Origin of the sequence: Aminobacterium sp. EBM-42, from assembly GCF_001896635.1 — a bacterium.
GTDB lineage: Bacteria > Synergistota > Synergistia > Synergistales > Aminobacteriaceae > Aminobacterium > Aminobacterium colombiense.
In genome coordinates, this window is record NZ_MPPC01000025.1 from 18,450 (window position 1) to 35,656 (window position 17,207).

The 17,207-nt window shown below is 46.8% G+C and carries 19 protein-coding genes; all 19 read right to left on the bottom strand.

Going from position 1 to position 17,207, the window contains the following annotated elements; genetic code table 11:
* Positions 1 to 2: 2 nt before the first annotated feature.
* The 19 genes from rplI to rpsU all read right to left on the bottom strand — a co-directional run bounded on the left by rplI (position 3) and on the right by rpsU (position 17,184).
* The gene (gene rplI / locus BUC50_RS07425; protein WP_013048798.1) at positions 3 to 449 is read right to left on the bottom strand and encodes a 50S ribosomal protein L9; all 447 of its coding nucleotides are present in this window, start codon (positions 447 to 449) and stop codon (positions 3 to 5) included.
* Positions 450 to 451: 2 nt separating this feature from the next.
* Entirely contained in the window at positions 452 to 1,405 is a 954-nt protein-coding gene (locus BUC50_RS07430) for a YybS family protein (protein ID WP_013048799.1), read from the bottom strand.
* Between the two features lie 90 nt (positions 1,406 to 1,495).
* On the bottom strand, positions 1,496 to 1,759 hold the full coding sequence (rpsR, locus tag BUC50_RS07435; RefSeq protein ID WP_013048800.1) for a 30S ribosomal protein S18: 264 nt from the start codon (positions 1,757 to 1,759) through the stop codon (positions 1,496 to 1,498).
* A gap of 15 nt (positions 1,760 to 1,774) precedes the next feature.
* The gene (locus BUC50_RS07440) at positions 1,775 to 2,266 is read right to left on the bottom strand and encodes a single-stranded DNA-binding protein (RefSeq protein WP_013048801.1); all 492 of its coding nucleotides are present in this window, start codon (positions 2,264 to 2,266) and stop codon (positions 1,775 to 1,777) included.
* A gap of 12 nt (positions 2,267 to 2,278) precedes the next feature.
* Complete coding sequence (gene rpsF, locus BUC50_RS07445) at positions 2,279 to 2,563, bottom strand: 30S ribosomal protein S6 (RefSeq protein WP_013048802.1); 285 nt, start codon at positions 2,561 to 2,563, stop codon at positions 2,279 to 2,281.
* Between the two features lie 78 nt (positions 2,564 to 2,641).
* Positions 2,642 to 2,947, bottom strand: coding sequence for a hypothetical protein (locus tag BUC50_RS07450; protein WP_013048803.1), 306 nt, complete (start codon positions 2,945 to 2,947; stop codon positions 2,642 to 2,644).
* Between the two features lie 4 nt (positions 2,948 to 2,951).
* Positions 2,952 to 4,628 carry an arginine--tRNA ligase gene (gene argS, locus BUC50_RS07455; protein ID WP_013048804.1) on the bottom strand — a complete coding sequence of 559 codons (1,677 nt, stop codon included), beginning with the start codon at positions 4,626 to 4,628 and terminating at the stop codon, positions 2,952 to 2,954.
* A gap of 21 nt (positions 4,629 to 4,649) precedes the next feature.
* Positions 4,650 to 6,473, bottom strand: coding sequence for a hypothetical protein (locus tag BUC50_RS07460; RefSeq protein WP_286677299.1), 1,824 nt, complete (start codon positions 6,471 to 6,473; stop codon positions 4,650 to 4,652).
* Positions 6,474 to 6,498: 25 nt separating this feature from the next.
* Positions 6,499 to 9,174, bottom strand: a complete 2,676-nt coding sequence (gene secA / locus BUC50_RS07465) for a preprotein translocase subunit SecA (RefSeq protein ID WP_286677300.1) — start codon at positions 9,172 to 9,174, stop codon at positions 6,499 to 6,501.
* A 49-nt stretch (positions 9,175 to 9,223) separates the two neighbouring features.
* Positions 9,224 to 10,480: a M20 family metallo-hydrolase gene (locus BUC50_RS07470; RefSeq protein WP_273015322.1), complete on the bottom strand. Its 1,257-nt coding sequence runs from the start codon at positions 10,478 to 10,480 to the stop codon at positions 9,224 to 9,226.
* Between the two features lie 16 nt (positions 10,481 to 10,496).
* Complete coding sequence (pgsA, locus tag BUC50_RS07475) at positions 10,497 to 11,066, bottom strand: CDP-diacylglycerol--glycerol-3-phosphate 3-phosphatidyltransferase (RefSeq protein ID WP_286677301.1); 570 nt, start codon at positions 11,064 to 11,066, stop codon at positions 10,497 to 10,499.
* Between the two features lie 126 nt (positions 11,067 to 11,192).
* Positions 11,193 to 11,912, bottom strand: a complete 720-nt coding sequence (locus BUC50_RS07480; protein WP_286677302.1) for an ABC transporter ATP-binding protein — start codon at positions 11,910 to 11,912, stop codon at positions 11,193 to 11,195.
* On the bottom strand, positions 11,905 to 12,693 hold the full coding sequence (locus tag BUC50_RS07485; RefSeq protein ID WP_273312497.1) for an ABC transporter ATP-binding protein: 789 nt from the start codon (positions 12,691 to 12,693) through the stop codon (positions 11,905 to 11,907). The genes BUC50_RS07480 and BUC50_RS07485 overlap by 8 nt, the downstream gene beginning before the upstream one ends.
* Complete coding sequence (locus BUC50_RS07490) at positions 12,690 to 13,736, bottom strand: branched-chain amino acid ABC transporter permease (protein ID WP_273015326.1); 1,047 nt, start codon at positions 13,734 to 13,736, stop codon at positions 12,690 to 12,692. Before BUC50_RS07490 ends, BUC50_RS07485 begins: the two co-directional genes overlap by 4 nt.
* Positions 13,736 to 14,629, bottom strand: a complete 894-nt coding sequence (locus BUC50_RS07495) for a branched-chain amino acid ABC transporter permease (RefSeq protein ID WP_013048812.1) — start codon at positions 14,627 to 14,629, stop codon at positions 13,736 to 13,738. The genes BUC50_RS07490 and BUC50_RS07495 overlap by 1 nt, the downstream gene beginning before the upstream one ends.
* A gap of 95 nt (positions 14,630 to 14,724) precedes the next feature.
* The gene (locus BUC50_RS07500) at positions 14,725 to 15,858 is read right to left on the bottom strand and encodes an ABC transporter substrate-binding protein (RefSeq protein WP_013048813.1); all 1,134 of its coding nucleotides are present in this window, start codon (positions 15,856 to 15,858) and stop codon (positions 14,725 to 14,727) included.
* 133 nt (positions 15,859 to 15,991) lie between these two features.
* Complete coding sequence (nrdR, locus tag BUC50_RS07505) at positions 15,992 to 16,453, bottom strand: transcriptional regulator NrdR (RefSeq protein WP_013048814.1); 462 nt, start codon at positions 16,451 to 16,453, stop codon at positions 15,992 to 15,994.
* A 71-nt stretch (positions 16,454 to 16,524) separates the two neighbouring features.
* Positions 16,525 to 16,989: a GatB/YqeY domain-containing protein gene (locus BUC50_RS07510; RefSeq protein WP_013048815.1), complete on the bottom strand. Its 465-nt coding sequence runs from the start codon at positions 16,987 to 16,989 to the stop codon at positions 16,525 to 16,527.
* A gap of 6 nt (positions 16,990 to 16,995) precedes the next feature.
* Positions 16,996 to 17,184, bottom strand: a complete 189-nt coding sequence (gene rpsU, locus BUC50_RS07515; protein WP_013048816.1) for a 30S ribosomal protein S21 — start codon at positions 17,182 to 17,184, stop codon at positions 16,996 to 16,998.
* Positions 17,185 to 17,207 lie beyond the last annotated feature (23 nt).

The following is a 17,207-nucleotide window of genomic DNA, read 5'->3' on the forward strand; positions in this document are numbered from 1 at the left end:
TACTATTCAGCCTCAACTTTGACGGTCATACGAGCTTCTACCCCTTGATAGAGCTTGACCGTAAAGGAATAATTTCCCGTATTTCGAATATTTTCATCAAGCCTGATGTCTTTCTTATCAATTGATACATCCAGCTGATTTTTCAGGGCTTCCTCTATATGACCATTTGTTACGCTTCCAAAAAGTTTCCCCGATTCTCCGGCGCTCGCTTTTACAATAACCCGCTTCCCTTGAAGCTTCCGGCTTTTTGCCTGAGCTTCGGCCAGCATTTTTTCTTCTTTTCTTTCTCGGGCTTCCTTCACTTTCTTCCACTCTTTCAGCTTGGCGGGTGTTGCCTCTTCCGCCAAACCTCTTGGAAAAAGGTAATTTCGAGCATATCCGTCGGATGTCTCGATAAGGTCGCCTTTACTGCCAAGTTTTGCAACATCTTCTTTCAAGATCACCTTCATTGCTATTCCCTCCTGATTCGTGACCTGAAATCAAACCACATATCTGCCACTCCAAGGATCAGTGAAACATTCGAAAGGAATGGGATAAAAACTATAAGTAGTAGCGCAATCCATTTAACAACAGCCCCTATACCCTTCAATGAAAGATAATACCAGATGACCGACAACCCCTGAAGTAGAAAAATAATATTGACAAGGAGTTTTAAGTTCATCCCCATACGGAATAGCAGGCTAGTCTGCCCTTGTTGCATTCCCACCATAGAAAAAACCATAGATACTAGCAGAGCCCAAAAAATACTTTTTGGGAACCGCCAGTTGGAGAAAGGCGGCAAAGGCGGAAGAACCCCGCTTCCAACCCTCCTTATCACCGCACTGCTAATGACGTAGCTAAGATAGCAATCAACAGAGGCGGCTAATGTAAGAAGTGCGGGAAAAACAAGGGGAATTATCTTCAGAGACATCATTACCTGCTGCTTCATAGATTCAATTGTCTCCGGGGAAAGCCCTTTTCCTGCGTAGAAGGCGAATATCTTATTGAACATGGTTTCCACCTCTACAGGATCTATGGAAAAAGGATTTACTCCCATTACTTTGCTCGCGATAACCATGAGAAGCAACTTGCTTCCCAGAGAGAGAAGTATTCCATAAAGAATAATCTCAACTCCCCTGGTAAAACGTTTTGCAAGAATGCCAAGCCCCACCCCTAATACACCAAAACCAAGAATAAAGAACAGCGCACCTATGGGCCCCATAAAGATCGTAATAAGACCTGTAGCTACAGCTACACCAAGAAGGGCCTTTTTTATGTCGTGTCTCAGGCCCATTACTACGAGAGGGGCCGGACAAAGAAAGGAAAAAACAATTCCGACGACAGGAAGAAATTGAGCCGCGAGAAAAAGTACGACTGCCAGCCCTACAAGAAGGGATGATTCCACAAGGCTTCTCGTTGGTGTCACGCAAAAACATCCTTTCACGCACTAGTTGTGCTTAAAAAAGAAGGGGAGAAGCCGCGGCCACCCCCCTGAAAAATCTTATTATTCTGCCGTTTAATCTACAGAGTAGGGCAAAAGCGCCATAAAACGAGCTCTTTTAATTGCTGTTGTCAGCTGCCGCTGATGTTTGGCGCAATTTCCGGTAACTCGTCTCGGCATGATCTTGCCTCGTTCGCTAATGTACTTCCTCAGGCGTTCTACATCTTTATAGTCAACATAATCAATTTTGTCGACACAGTAAAAACAAACCTTTGGCCGTCTCTTGCCGCCTCTTCTCGGAGCTCTTGGCCCCTTTGAAGCGCCTCCACTTACAGCCATAGTTGTTCCTCCTCTCTAAAAGGGAATATCTGCTTCATCATCCCCGGAATCAGGTTCTCCCATTTCGGAGATGTCAAGAGGGAACTCTTCTCCACCGAAACCTTTATCGCGGATACTTCCAAAATTATCGTTTCCTCCACCATAAGGGCTTCCTTTATTCTCATCATCTCTGGGAGCACTGCCTAAAAAGATTACTGAAGCAGCGATTACCTCGGTCATCCAGCGGCGTTCACCTGATTTGTCATCGTAACTCCTCACCTGGAGACGTCCCTCTATCAAAACCGGACGTCCCTTGCGGAGGTACCGTTCGCAGTTCTCAGCTTGAGCCCCCCAGACAACAACTGGGATAAAATCGACCTGGTTCTGCACTTCTCCGCTTCGGCCTTTCCATTGACGGTCAACAGCTACGTTCAACCTTGCTACTGCCTGTTTGGACGTAGTGTAACGAATTTCAGGATCACGAGACAGATTTCCCATAAGTATGACTTTGTTGAATCCCCTGGCCAAAAGATCTCCTCCTTATTCTTCGTCAAGACGGACGATCATCTGCCGGTGCACATTCTGCCGCAAGCTCAGCAATCGTTCAAGCTCTGTTATTTCGTCAGGGTTGAGCTTAAAGGTCATGACAGCATAGAAACCATCGGTGTGCTCATTTACTGGATAAGCCAGCTTTCTTTTTCCCCATATATCGGTTTTTGAAAGCTCTCCACCGAGGCTTCGTACGACCTCTTCCACTTTAGAAACCTCTTCTTTAGGTTCTTCGAGATCTGCATTGACAAGAATCATCATTTCGTATGGCCGCACGTAACTCACCTCCTCCCTTTGGTCTAAGTGGTCTCTTTTCTTAAAAAGAGACAGGGACACATGCCCGTGTATTATACGCTACTGTTTATTCTCGGGCAAGGTATCATCTGACGTTACAACAATTCTATAGATCCGCTCACCTGGAAAAACCAGGTTATACTGGTCTCTCGCCAGATGGGCCATCCCTTCCTGAGTTTTATAAAATTCGATCTTTTCACGGCATTCCTGGATCGTCCGGCTTTTTTCCATTAAATAGTTCATTCGGGTATCCACTAAAACTGAAAGGCGGCGTATGTCGCGAAGTTCCACGATATAGGCTGTTCCCATAATGGCTGTTATAAGAAACAGGACAACCGTTAAAAGAACCCACCGTAACCGCGGCATGCCTTTACATCCTTTCCGGAGCACTCACTCCAAGAAGTTTTAAAGAGCGGGAAAGCACAGACTTCGATGCTTGCACAAGCAAAAGCCGCATATCCATAATATCCTGACGTTCCCCAAGTATGCGATTGGCATTATAAAAAGAATGAAAGTCCGCTGCCAGATCATAGGCAAAACTTACAATCACATGGGGAGCGCGGTCCAAAGCAGCCCGTTTCACTTCCTGGGGGAAGAGGGAAAGACGATTGACTAGTTTTTTCTCTTCGTCAGAAACAAGAAGCTCTGGGTTAAACCCAGCAAGACCGGGCATTGGGATATGCCTGTTTTCTGCCTCTTTGAGAACGCTGCAAATGCGCGCATGGGCGTACTGAACATAGTACACTGGATTTTCATTAGAGGATTGCTTGGCCAGCTCCAGATCAAAATCAAGATGGCTGTCGCTCCGCCTCATAACAAAGAAATATCTCGTTGCATCTACACCGACTTCATCCATAACGTCCCTTAATGTTACAAATTGTCCTGAACGGGTAGACATAGCAACTTGTTCGCCGCCTCGCAAAAGATTTACGAACTGGATCAGTACGACTTCAAGACTTCCTCTTTCCTTGCCCAGAGCCTCCACTCCCGCTTTCATTCGGGGGACATATCCATGATGGTCAGCTCCCCAAACGTCAATCACCCTTTGAAAGCCCCGACTAAATTTTTCCATATGATAGGTAATATCTGAGGCGAAATAGGTTGGCACACCGTTATTCCGAATGAGAACGCGATCCTTTTCATCTCCGAAGGCTGTGGCCCTAAACCAGAGCGCCCCTTCTTCCTCATAGGCGTACCCATGTTTATTGAGCATCTCCATAGCCTGGGGAACTAAATTCCTGTCGTAGAGACTCTTCTCTGAAAACCAGACATCATATGCAACGCCAAAATCTGCAAGGTCTTTTTTAATGCCTTCCAGGATGCGGCCTGCTGCGTAGGTCTGAAAGAAACCGAGGCTCTCTTCAAGGGGCAAAGAAAGGAAACGGTCCCCCTCCTGGTCGATGATCTCCCTCGCTAGGTCGTATATATACTCGCCTTTATAGGCATCTTCCGGAAATGGAGCACGTTCCGGGCAGTTTAGAAGCTTGAAGTATCTGGACTGTGTTGAACGCCCCAGAATCTCCATCTGCAATCCGGCATCATTAATATAATATTCTTTCTCCACCTGCCACCCGGTAAAGTCAAGGATCCTTGCAATAATGTCACCAACAGCGGCACCCCGACCATGACCCACATGAAGGGGGCCGGTAGGATTGGCGCTTACAAATTCCACCTGAACCTTTTCTCCTCCGCCTATATTCTGGCGACCGTAATCATCGTCAAGGGTAATAATATCTTTTACAACTTCCCCCATCCACTTTTTAGAGAGGCGAAAATTGATAAAACCTGGACCGGCAATTTCTACCGCCGTAAAATAATCACAATCAGCCAACCGGCTCACAATTTGCTCGGCCAGTTTTCTCGGATTGTCATGGAATATTCTCGCCAGCTGCATGGCCGCGTTTGTTGCCCAATCTCCGTGCCCCTCGTTTTTCGGTTTTTCAATAGCAAACTCAGGAATATCATCAATTGCAACATTTTTTTCTTCTGCCATGGATAGGACCGCTTCATCCAGAAGCTGGCGAAGGGTCCGCAATACATCTGCCATTCTTACACCTCCGATAAAGACTTACTTTGCACGCAGGGGCAGTGTCTTCGTATTAAAATCGGCAAAACGCCGCAGGGATTCGCTAAGGGCAGAGGCCAAGGAACCATCAAAACGATCCACAGACACAACTACTCTGGCGCTACCATTCACTGTATGTTTTTTCTTTTTATAGGTCAGATTTTCATAATACTTTACTTTTCCCATATCTTTACCTGACGTACCTGGAAGGGCAAGAACGCTCATGGAATCAGGAATGCGAAGGTCATATTCCATCTCTACAGCAAATGGAAACTGCACGGAAAAAGGAGAGCGGACAGTCACGAGTTCCTTCAGGCATCGCGGAGTAAAAGTTGGAAGCTTTACCAGCATCTGCTTACCTGAAGCTCCAGTAATCGCTCCAAACACCTTTACGGGGAAGATTATTTCATAGCCATATTTCAGCTTCTTTATTTCCCCTTGTCCGCTATCGAACTGGAGCCCCGTGCTGTTTGAAAGAATAGAGGCAGCCGTTGAAATATCAGGTGTCTTCCCTCCAAAGAAAAGTCCCGCCCATCCGTTTCGCAACAAGAAAGAGGCATGCCCGGAAAGATAACCGCTCTCGTCAAGGTTCAGATTCCAGCGAAGGGAAAGTCGATGATCCGCTGCGCCGCCTCCCTGAATAACATCGGATGTAAGTTTTCTGTCAACAATGCCGCATATCCTGCTGCCCCATAGAGAGGGAGGGGTGTTGCCCAAAGAAAGCCCCTGCCGAATGTCGAAATAGAAAGTGCCGCTGCCAGGGATAGAAGCTTCAAGGATCGGCTTTAGAAGAAAACCCCTGGTTACAGGCGTATCCTTTGCAATATCTGCCGCTGTGACCCATTTCAGATTCACCTGCCACCCCGCGAGGGGCAGCCATCGGGCGAGAATGATTGTCTTTTCCCAATCCGACCAGGCACCTTTCTCAGGGATCACTGTCCTCAAAAGATTATCCGCCACGAAATCCGGAAAGGACGGCTGATTCTTTACATACTGAATAATTTCATTACCGGCTTTCATATGGTTTGCATTTTTTGCTATGGAAACCACCGATGCAGGGGCATCGGGTACAGTAACACCTTCCATTGACTGAAAAAGGCGATAATAAGCATCTTCCCCCTGCTGCATGCTAAAGGCTATAAAAGGTTCGAAAGAGCTTAGAAGAGATGTCCCTCGCCATATGGGGCGATTGACTATATGCCATAGATATCGATCTCGCCCAGCCTGTTTCTGGAGCGCTGGTTCGTCGTTCTCACTGGCAAGCCAGGAGAATGATGAACCAGCGGGCACGTCCACTGTAATGAACTGCTCCCATAGGGGGAGGGTCAGGCCTGTTCTCACATAGCCATCCACCCCTAGTTTTCGAGGTGATCGAACCTTATAGGAAAGAACCCAGATTACTTCATCTCTTGCCGGGAAATGCACATGATAAAGGGAACGGCCTTCCACTTCCTGAGAAGAAACTTCTGCCGTTTTTATCAACAGAGCGGAAGCAGGATCGTACACTTCCGCCTTCATAATTTCTACAGAACCTCCTTCGGGAGCTGGCAAAGACCAATCCTGCCAAGAAGGGTCAATAGTATCCCGCACAAGCACTACCCAGCAGATATCAGTCTCCATACTGCCATCGGCAAGCAACGTGTAGTGGTGGTCCTTCAACCAGACGATACCTTGTGCCTTTTCATAAAGGGAAAAATCCGGGGCTTCCTGAACAAGTCGCTGTATGTCAATATCCGAAGCCGCCATAGCTGGCGAAAGCAATACTGTCCCCGCCAAAATCGCCAGAATGGCCACATTCAAAGCTATTTTTAAAATGTTCCGACCCATACCCGTTACCCTCCTCTTGTTATCATTAGGCATTTTTGCCGCAGCAATGCTTATACTTTTTGCCGCTTCCGCACGGACAAGGATCATTGCGCCCTACTTTGGGCCCCTTCCGTATGGGTTGATGTTTTTCTGTACCCACTCCGGCTCCGGGAACCTCCCTCGAAAGGATTGGCATAGCAAAGTCTCTGCTCTCTCTAAGGCTTTGCCGATCAAAACTTCTGCGAGTTTCCTCAGAAACAACCGTAACCCTGAAAGCCAGCTCGGAAATAGACTCTCGCACCCGTCCCATCATAGATTGAAAAAGGTTATATGATTCAAACTGGTATTCAAGAAGAGGATCTTTTTGACCTATGGCTCGCAGTCCGATACCCCTCCTCAGCTCGTCCATTGCGAGGAGATGATCTTTCCAGCTCGTATCAAGGGTATGGAGGACGATGAATCTCATCAGCTCATCTGCTACCAAAGGGCCAAGATTCTCTATCTTCCGAATGAAACGGGACTCCACTTCCTGCTTTATCTGTTCAGACACTTCCGGTAAGAGACGGCTGCTGTCAACACTTTTTAAATAGGTTTCGAAACCCGGGCCGAAAAGTCCCCTTAGTCTCGCTTCCGCCCGCTCTGGTTCAGGTTCCCCTTCTTCGGGGAAATAATGATTCAGCACATCATCTACAACACCAGTTACCACATCACGTGTGTGGTCAATAATGTTTTTGTCTTCGAGAATTCTGTGGCGCTCACCATACACGGCTTCCCTCTGCTGGTTCATGACATTGTCATAGGACAAAAGCTGACGGCGTATATCAAAATGCATTTGCTCCACTTTCTTCTGGGCCGATTCGATAGCTTTCGTAAGAAGGTTGTGTTCTATAGCTTCCCCTTCTTCCATGCCTAATTTTTCCATTATGCCCTGAATACGCTCGGAACCAAAGAGTCTTAAAAGATCATCTTCAAGTGAGAGATAAAAACGGCTTGATCCCGGATCTCCCTGTCGGCCGGACCGGCCCCTCAGCTGGTTATCAATCCTTCTCGATTCGTGACGCTCCGTACCTATGATCTTGAGACCGCCTTTATCAAGAACCTCATCCCGTTCTTTAGCGCATATCTGCCGATACTCTTCAAGAAGCTGCTGATATTTTGAAAGATCCGGATCTTCAACGTTGCCTTCTTTTCGGAGAGTTTCTTTTGCCAGGAAATCTGGGTTCCCGCCCAATACAATATCAGTACCTCGGCCAGCCATGTTCGTCGCCACGGTAACCGCTCCAAACCGCCCCGCCTGCGCAACGATCTGAGCTTCTTTTTCGTGATATTTGGCATTCAGGACCTGGTGAGGAATTTTACGGGCTTTCAGCAACTTGCTAATGCGTTCTGAGTTCTCAATGGATGTTGTTCCCACAAGTACCGGCTGACCATTACCATAGGTCTCTTCCACTTCCTCTGCCACGGCGTGGAATTTTTCAAGGGATGTGCGGTAGATTACATCAGGGAAATCGCTTCGCACCATAGGCTTATTGGTAGGTACCACAATGACATCCAAACCATAGATCTCTTTAAACTCCTCTGATTCAGTAACAGCAGTACCGGTCATTCCCGCCAGTTTCCTGTACATCCGGAAATAATTCTGCAAAGTTATGGTGGCAAGAGTCTGGCTTTCTCTGCCAACTCTGACTTTTTCCTTCGCCTCGATGGCCTGATGCAACCCATCAGAATAGCGTCGGCCAAACATTAGCCGGCCGGTAAATTCATCTACGATTATAATTTCTCCATCTTTTACAACGTAATGAACGTCTTTTTGAAAAAGCACGTGGGCTTTAACGGCCTGCACTATTCGGTGGGCAAGATCGGAACTGGCAGCATCAGAAAAAAGCCCGGGCATTTTAAGCAAGTTCTCACAGCGAGCTATTCCATCTTCTGTAAAGGCTACGTTCCGCTCTTTCTCGTCTTTTTCGAAATCCCGACCCTCTTTGAGTTGCCTTGCGATCTGATCCGCAGTAGTGTACATCTCTACGTTGTCTTCTGATGGGCCGGAAATGATAAGAGGGGTTCGAGCTTCGTCAATCAAAATAGAGTCAACTTCGTCAACAATGCAAAAATGATGCCCCCGCTGGACAAGCTGATCTTTAGCCACAGCCATATTATCTCGAAGATAGTCGAAGCCAAACTCACTGTTCGTTCCGTAAGTTACGTCAGAAAGATACGCTTCTTTTCTTTCTTCCTGATCCATATAAGCATAAATACACTTTACGGAGAGGCCGAGAAAACGATAGATAGGTCCCATCCATTCTGCGTCACGCTTCGCCAGGTAGTCATTCACTGTAACCACATGTACTCCATTGCCGGAAAGGGCATTAAGCACTACCGCAAGGGTGGCCACAAGTGTCTTCCCTTCACCAGTCTTCATTTCTGTTATCTTGCCTTCGTGAAGAGCCATGCCTCCCATTAGCTGTACGTCGAAATGGCGGAGGCCAAGAGTTCTCCTTGAAACTTCCCTTACAAGGGCAAAAACCTCTACAAGAAGATTGTCAAGGCTTTCTCCTTCGTTAGCTCGTCTTTTGAAGTCTGCAACCAAAGAGCGAAGGTCTTCATCACTTTTCGCACTATACTCTGGCTCCAGCCCGTTGATATCATCAGCTATCTGACGATATCTTTTCAGCGCCCGTTCATTGGGGTCTAAACCAAGAACGCGCTTTAGGCCTTTCAACATTTACTTCACCTCAATAAATAATATACGATGATCGTTCCACAAGAGTTTATTATATGCCGTCCGGGAGTAACGGGTCAAAAGTATTTTTACTGCCTGCCATCATAAGGGCAAAAACTTTTGTCTCATTCACGAGATGGGTAATTTCACAATATTCATTTGGCATATGGGCCACATCAGCTTCTTGCCCCCAGACAACTGCCGGAACGCCATTTTTTCTAAAATAGGCAGCACAGGTCCCGCCCCCTACCCCGCCTATCACCGGCGCAAAAGAATAAACTTCCTTAACCGCTTCTGAAAGAAGCTTAACCACAAGCGCATCAGATGGGGTGGGGCTTGTGGAATCGGTTCGCTGGAGTACGGTTATGTCGATTTCGGCACCACTTTTCTGCTCCTCCGAATGGGCAATATGCTCCATAACCTTCAACACTTCATCTACATTGATCGAAGGCAGTATGCGACAATCAAGACAGAAGACCTCTTTGCCGGGAATAGTGTTTACGTTGCTCACGTTGGCTAATCGCCGAGTAGGCTCAAAAGTGGAAAGGGGGGGAGAAAAAAGCTCATTCTTTTCTGGGAAGGCTTCGTGGAGGGCTCCATCAAGTTTCATGGCAAATTCATTTGCAATTCGGCAAGCGTTTAGACCAAGGTCAGGCCTGCTCCCATGAACCTGTTTCCCTGTCACTGTCCATTGGACCCACAGGATGCTTTTTTCTGCAACTTCAATAAAATCACCCCGTTCATTTCCACCATCCGGAACAACCACAAGGTCATCTGAACTGAAAAGCCCTTCTTTGATAAGGTACTGTATGCCGTATAGACTGCCCAGTTCTTCATCCGCTACAAAGCAGAGGCATACCTCGTATTCCGGCACAATATTCTGCTCTTTCAATGCCGCAGCGGCAAAAATACTGGCTATGAGCTCTTGCCCATTGTCACTGCTGCCCCGCCCAAATATACGGCCGTCTTTTATAGAAGCCTTGAAAGGGCTAGTGTTCCAAAGGGTGGAATCTCCCTCTGGAACCACATCCATGTGTGTGATGATCCAAAGGCGTTTTTTTGTTCTGCCTGGAATACGCACTATAAGATTAGGGCGATACTTTTCTGGCGCCTTCTCATCAGGGGCATTATGCCATTCTGCTTCCGGAAGGCCTTTTTCTAGTAGAAGCTTCGCAATAAAGCGCGCTTTTTCGACCTCTCCTATCCCTCCGTCATGAGGAGAGATAGCGGGGAAGCCAATAAGCTGGCCCAGACTTTCAACCATTTGATTTTTCATTCTGTCTATATAGGCAACTATATTTTCTCCCATATGGAAATCCACCTTCTTACGAAGCGTCAAAAATGATGTTTCGCCCTTTTATGAGATATTCCATGCCAGACCACACTGTGAGAATCATGGCCACCCACATAGCGAGGAGCCCCCCTGGGAAATTGAATATTAACAGCGATATGGCAATGATCTGACTTACCGTTTTGAGTTTGCCCATAGGTGAGGCGGCGATAACTATCCCTTCTGCCGCAGCTACAAGACGGATGCCCGTAACAACAAAATCCCGGGAGATAATGACCACCACTATCCATGCAGGTAAACGTTGTAATTCTACGAGGGAGATTAAAGCCGCGACCACAAGAATCTTATCCGCCAGAGGGTCTATAAATTTGCCAAGGTTGGTAACGATGCCTTTTTTACGGGCAATGTAACCATCGGCAGTATCAGTGAGAGCCGCAAGAATAAAGACAAATCCAGCAATAAGGTCCCCATAGCTTACCTCGGTTCCCAGTTTTTCAAGGATAAGAACTGGAGTGCTTATTTTCAGGGTCAAAAAGATAACTACTAAGGGAGTCAGGAAAACTCGTAACAGACTTAACATGTTCGGAACATTCAGGGCAGACATTTAGTCTTGTCGCCTCCTCAACCAAATTATCGGTGCCACACTGCGCTTCTCCATATTATGACACAAAGCAGGGGCCGGCAAGACTCGGCCCCTGCTTTTTAGCTGTAAATATTATACTACCTATTCTTAGCCACCTAGATATGCCTCTTTAACTCTTGGATTTTTCAGCAAATCCTCACCCGGGCCAGAGAGAACAATACTGCCAACCTCAAGAATATAGGCATAATGAGCGACTTTCAACGCAGCAAAAGCATTTTGCTCAACAAGAAGAACTGTTTTCCCCTGAGCGTTTATTTCCCGAATTATATCAAACACTTCCTTAACAAGCATGGGTGCAAGGCCAAGGGAAGGCTCGTCCATCATCACAAGGTCTGGGCGGCTCATAAGAGCTCTGCCCACAGCAAGCATTTGCTGTTCCCCTCCCGATAGAGTTCCCCCCTTCTGCCATGCCCTCTCTCTAAGGCGTGGGAACAGAGAATACACGTGGTCCATGTCCTTTTCAATTCCCTCTTTATCATTTCTGATGTAGGCGCCTAAAAGAAGGTTTTCCTCCACTGTTAGATGGGGGAGGATACGCCGCCCCTCGGGGCTCATGGCAATGCCTTTTTTTACTATGAATTCAGGGGCCTTCCCTAATATATTCTCTTCAACCCCTTCATTACTGGTGTAGAGAATCTTTCCCTTCGCAGACCGGACAAGGCCGGCTATGCTCCGAATAGTACTGCTCTTACCGGCTCCATTTGCGCCAATCAACGTAACTATCTTCCCCTTGAGAATATGAAGACTTATGCCTTTTACGGCATGAATTCCTCCATAGTAAACGTGAAGTTCCTCTATTTTAAGCATTTTTCACGTACTCCTCTCCAAGGTAGGCTTCTATAACCCTAGGGTTAGACTGTATCTCGTCTGGATTTCCTTCCGCTATGAGTTTGCCGTAATCAAGAACCCAGATATATTCGCAAATTCCCATAACAACCTTCATATCATGTTCGATAAGAAGGATAGTTAAATTAAACTCGTCGCGAATTCTGCGTATAAAGGACATGAGGTCAACAGTTTCCAGCGGGTTCATGCCTGCCGCGGGTTCATCAAGAAGCAAGAAGCTCGGATCTGTGGCGAGAGCCCTGGCTATTTCAAGACGACGTTGCGCTCCATAAGGCAGAGAGCTCGAAAGTACGTTGGCATGTTGAGCCAAAGACACAGATTCCAGCAACTTCATAGACTTTTCACGAATTTCCTTCTCTTCCTGAATCATGGATGGCACTGGGAAAGGAGCCATCCACCACTTGCTTTTCTGCCGTACATGGCAGCCTATCATAACATTCTGCAAAACCGTCTCATTGGAAAAAAGACGTATATTCTGAAATGTTCGGGCAATGCCCGACTCACATACCTTGTTCGGAGGAAAACCTGTAATATTATCTTCATTGAAGAAGATATTGCCCTCTGTGGGCTTATAAAAACCTGTAATCATATTAAAAACAGTAGTCTTCCCCGCGCCATTAGGACCTATCAGCCCAACAATGCTTCCCTTCGGAACGGCCATATTAAAAGCGTTTACTGCCGTTAACCCGCCGAAACACATGGTGAGCCCCTTTGTTTCAAGCACAGCTTTAGGCTGGTTCATTCCGCCTTCCCCCCTTTGTTGAAGCGGGCAAAGATGCCGTCCCATGTAATCTCTCTCATCCCCATTATGCCTTCTCGCCTGAAGAGGATTATGAAGATCAGGGCGAGGGAGAAAATAACCATACGCATCCCCGGAATGCCAGGAATTTCAAAGGATCCTATGGTGAGGGGATTTTCGACAAAACGGAGCCATTCAAGCAAGATAGTAATGATAAAACTGCCCAGAATACTCCCGGAAAGAGACCCCAACCCCCCAGCGACAGTAATCATGAGCACGTTGAAAGTCAGCAAGAAAATAAACATTTTGGGATCAATGGTGGTAATGAGGCTTCCCATAAGAGCGCCTCCAATGCCAGCAAAAAAGGCCCCGATGGTAAAGGAGATGACTCTATACCTAAAAGTATCTATACCCATGTTCTTTGCGGCAATCTCATCGTCACGAATGGCCTTCAAAACATTACCGAAATTGCTGTTGAGAAACTTAACCATGAAATAGAGGGTAAAGAGCAGCCATCCGTAGTTCCACCAAATGTTCGCATAGGACGGAATGCCTTTAATTCCAAGAGCCCCGTTTGTAATAGGGGTCAGGTTTGTCAAGACAACACGGATAATTTCTGCAAAACCGAGGGTTGCAATACCAAGATAGTCGCCACCAAGACGCAAAACCGGAATAGCGATAAGGAGACCGAAGAAACTGGCAATAAGCCCCCCAATAAAGACTGCGACAACAAAAGGCGCGCCTATGACTGAAAATGGCCATATGATCGGTTCCAGAATCCACAAGGCCTGTTTCTGAGCTGGGCTTAAGATCAATATGGCGCACACATAGGCGCCAATAGCCATAAAACCAGCATGGCCAAGGGAAAACATCCCCGTAAACCCATAAATCAAATTAAGACTGAGAGCCAGAATAGCATTGACAGCAACTAGATTAAGAACCTGTATCTTGTAGCCATCCAGATTTCCCTGTGCCCAGTAAAGGAAAAGACCCAGCACACCAATGCCGCATAAATTCAATATGAAGTTTCTCGTCTTTTTATCCATCAGATCTTGTCCTCCAACTTCTCCCCCATAAGACCAGTCGGCCTTATGAGGAGGATAACGATCAGAAGAATAAAGGCAAAAGCATCCCGATATCCAGAAAGAGCGGGGAAGAATGCGACCACCATAATCTCAATGATGCCGAGGATCATACCCCCAAGGACTGCTCCCTGAATGGAACCTATGCCACCAAAAACAGCAGCTATAAATGCCTTAAATCCTGGAATTACTCCCATAAATGGGTGGATTTGGGGATATCTCAAGGCCCACATAATCCCTGAAGCCGCTGCCAAAGCTGAACCTAGGGCAAAGGTAAGAGCTATGACTTTATCCACCGAAACCCCCATGAGCCGCGTTGTTTCAATATCTTTAGAGATGGCCCGCATAGCCAGTCCTGGCTTGGTTTTATAGACAATCCAGAGCAACCCCAAAACAAGCGAGAAGGTAACGACCGGAACAACTATAGCCAAAGGCAGTATACGAACTCCACTCACCTTAATGATCTTCACCAGCCAAGCAGGCTGCACAACAGGTCGCGGCAGACCTGTGAAGACCACAAGGCCCAAATTCTCTATAAAGAAGGAAACGCCAATCGCGCTGATAAGGGCGGATATTCGGGGCGCGTTTCGAAGAGGGCGATAGGCAATTCTATCTACCAGAATCCCGCAGAACGTAGAAAGGATAACTGCGAGAGCAACCGCAATACCCCATGGCAACTTGGCTAGGGAGACAGAGAAAAACACAAAATAGGCACCAAGCATAAAAATATCACCATGGGCGAAGTTAATAAGTCGCAAGATGCCATAAACCATGGTGTAACCTATTGCTATAAGGCCATAAAGAGAGCCGAGGGTAATGGCATTAAATAGATGCTGAATAAACATATTCAGGCTCACAGCAACATCCCCCTTGAGAAAAGGCAGGAAGGAAAGGTTTCCTTCCTGCCTTCATAGAAATTAAAATAATCTGAAAAGCAACACGAAAGGAACTATTACATTTCAGGTTTTACTGTTCCGATAAAGGTCTTTTTACCATCCTTGATCATAACGATACCCACTTCTTTTTCAGCATCATGAGTTTCGTTGATGGTAGTGTTTCCAGTTACACCCGGGAAATCCTTGGTTTCAGCCATAGCCTTGGTGATGGCTTCGGGCTCCGCAGCGCCGGCTCGCTTGATAGCGTCGATAACCAAAAGGTAGGAATCGTATCCAAGAGCGGCATTGACGTTGGGATCTTTGTCTGGGTGACCTTTCTTCCAGTTTTCGGTAAATTGTTTCGCGAGGGGGTTCATGTCAGTCATTGAAGGGTCATAGGGGAAAGTGGTGTGCATGAAACCTTCAACGGCCTCTCCACCAATAGCGACTATTTCGGGGTTATCCATGGCATCGCCGCCCATGATCTTGAATTCTGCACCAAGTTCGGCAGCCTGTTTCATAATGATAGCGCCTTCGGCGAAGTAAGAAGGAATAAACATAATGTCAGGTTTTTTGCTGATTATTTCTGTAAGCTGCGCCGTGAAATCCTGGTCGCCTGTGTTGTACTTAAGCTCTGCAACAATCTCTGCCCCCAATTTCAAAAAGGACTGTTTAAAAAATCCAGCCAAACCTACACTATAGTCATTAGAAACATCAACGAGAGTTGCGGCTTTTTTCGCCCCGAGTTCCCTGATAGCATAAGTTGCGGCGGCGGCGCCCTGGTAGGGATCTATAAAGCATGCGCGGAAATAATATTTTTTACCCTGGGTTACGAGCGGGTTTGTACAAGATGTCCCCATAACGGGGATCCCTGCTTTTTCTGCCACTTCTCCGCCAGCCATAGCAAGAGAGGATCCATAGGTTCCGATAATGGCAACAACTTTTTCTTTCTCGATCAGTCTTTTTACCGCATTTGCGGACTCGACTTTGTCTGACTTGTTATCCACTACTATGAGTTCTACTTTCTTGCCTAACACTTCCGCGACTTCTTCGTGAGCCATTCTCACGCCATCCAGCTCAAGCTGGCCGCCAAAAGCATTTTGCCCTGTCAGAGGAAGAAAAACTCCTATGCGAATCGTGTCTTGAGCAAAGGCCATTCCTCCCAACAGCAGAACCATTGCTAACGCTAACCCAATCCTTCGCAGCTTCATAAATCAAACCCCTCCTTTTAATATTATTAAAAGAGAAAGAATCTATGACACATAAAGCCTATATAATTATACACGAATATTGAGTCTGGCAATGGATTAAATTCCCACTGGGAAGTAACTTATGATAAAGCAGCTAATCTTTTTCCCCGGAAAGCCGGGATATCTCTCGCTGAAAGCTTGACAGATCTGTAAACTCACGGTAAACAGAAGCAAAACGAACGTAGGCAACCTTATTTAACTGCTTCAGTTCCTCCATTACTCGCTCCCCTATGAGAGAAACCGGAATTTCACCATATCCGCCAGACCGAAAACTTTCTTCTATTCTGGAAGCTACTTCTTCAATCTGTTCTAAAGATACGGGAAGCTTCTCACAGGCCTTGCTGATTCCTCTAGTGATTTTTTCACGGTCGAAAATTTCCCTGCTGCCATTTTTTTTAATGACCCGCAACGTTCTCTTTTCCTCTACCTTTTCATAGGTTGTAAATCGGGCCAGGCATTCAGGGCATTCTCGCCTACGGCGCACCACCCGTCCCTCGTCCGCGGTACGAGTCTCAATTACCCGAGTTTCCATAGCTCCACACTTGGGACATCTCATAGATAACTCTCCTCCAATATCTGTAAAAATAAAAGCCGGGCACAAACCCGGCTTTTATTTTACATGAAGAACTAATCTACAAGAGACTGCAGATAGGATTGGACCCTGGATTTGACCCTTTTCCCCTCTGCCCTACCACGGATTTCCCCCATTAAACGGCCCATTACACGGCCCATATCCTTGGGACCCGTAGCTTTGACAGCAGCTGCAGCCCTTTCAATCATTTCATCAAGCTCTTTGTCAGAAAGCTGCTCTGGAAGATATGTTTCAAGAAACACAGCTTCACGCAACTCTTCTGCGGCTCGCTCGGCAGCTCCCCCTGCGGTATATTGCTCCGCGGCTTCTTGTCTCTGTTTAATGAGACGCTGGATAAGGGCAACAATATCATCGTCAGCAAGTTCCGTCGTACGGCCCTTTTCCGTCTGAGCCTTTTGTATTTCTGATTTCAACATTCGTAACACAGAAAGCTCAAGCTCATGTCTTGTTTTCATAGCTGCAACGAGATCTTTCTGAATACGTTCCGACAGATTGCTCACCTTAACTTACCCCCTGGATCTGCTCCGTCGTTTTCTGGCCGCTTCGGCCCTCTTTGCTTTTTTCACTTCGCTCGGTTTCTCATAATGCTCACGTTTCCGTGCCTCTCGAAGGGTTCCAACTTTCGAAACCTCACGCTTGAAGCGCCTGAGCGCATCTTCAAGGGACTCGTTATCTTTCCGAATGATCGTTGTCATACAGGATCCCCCCTTTCTATGCC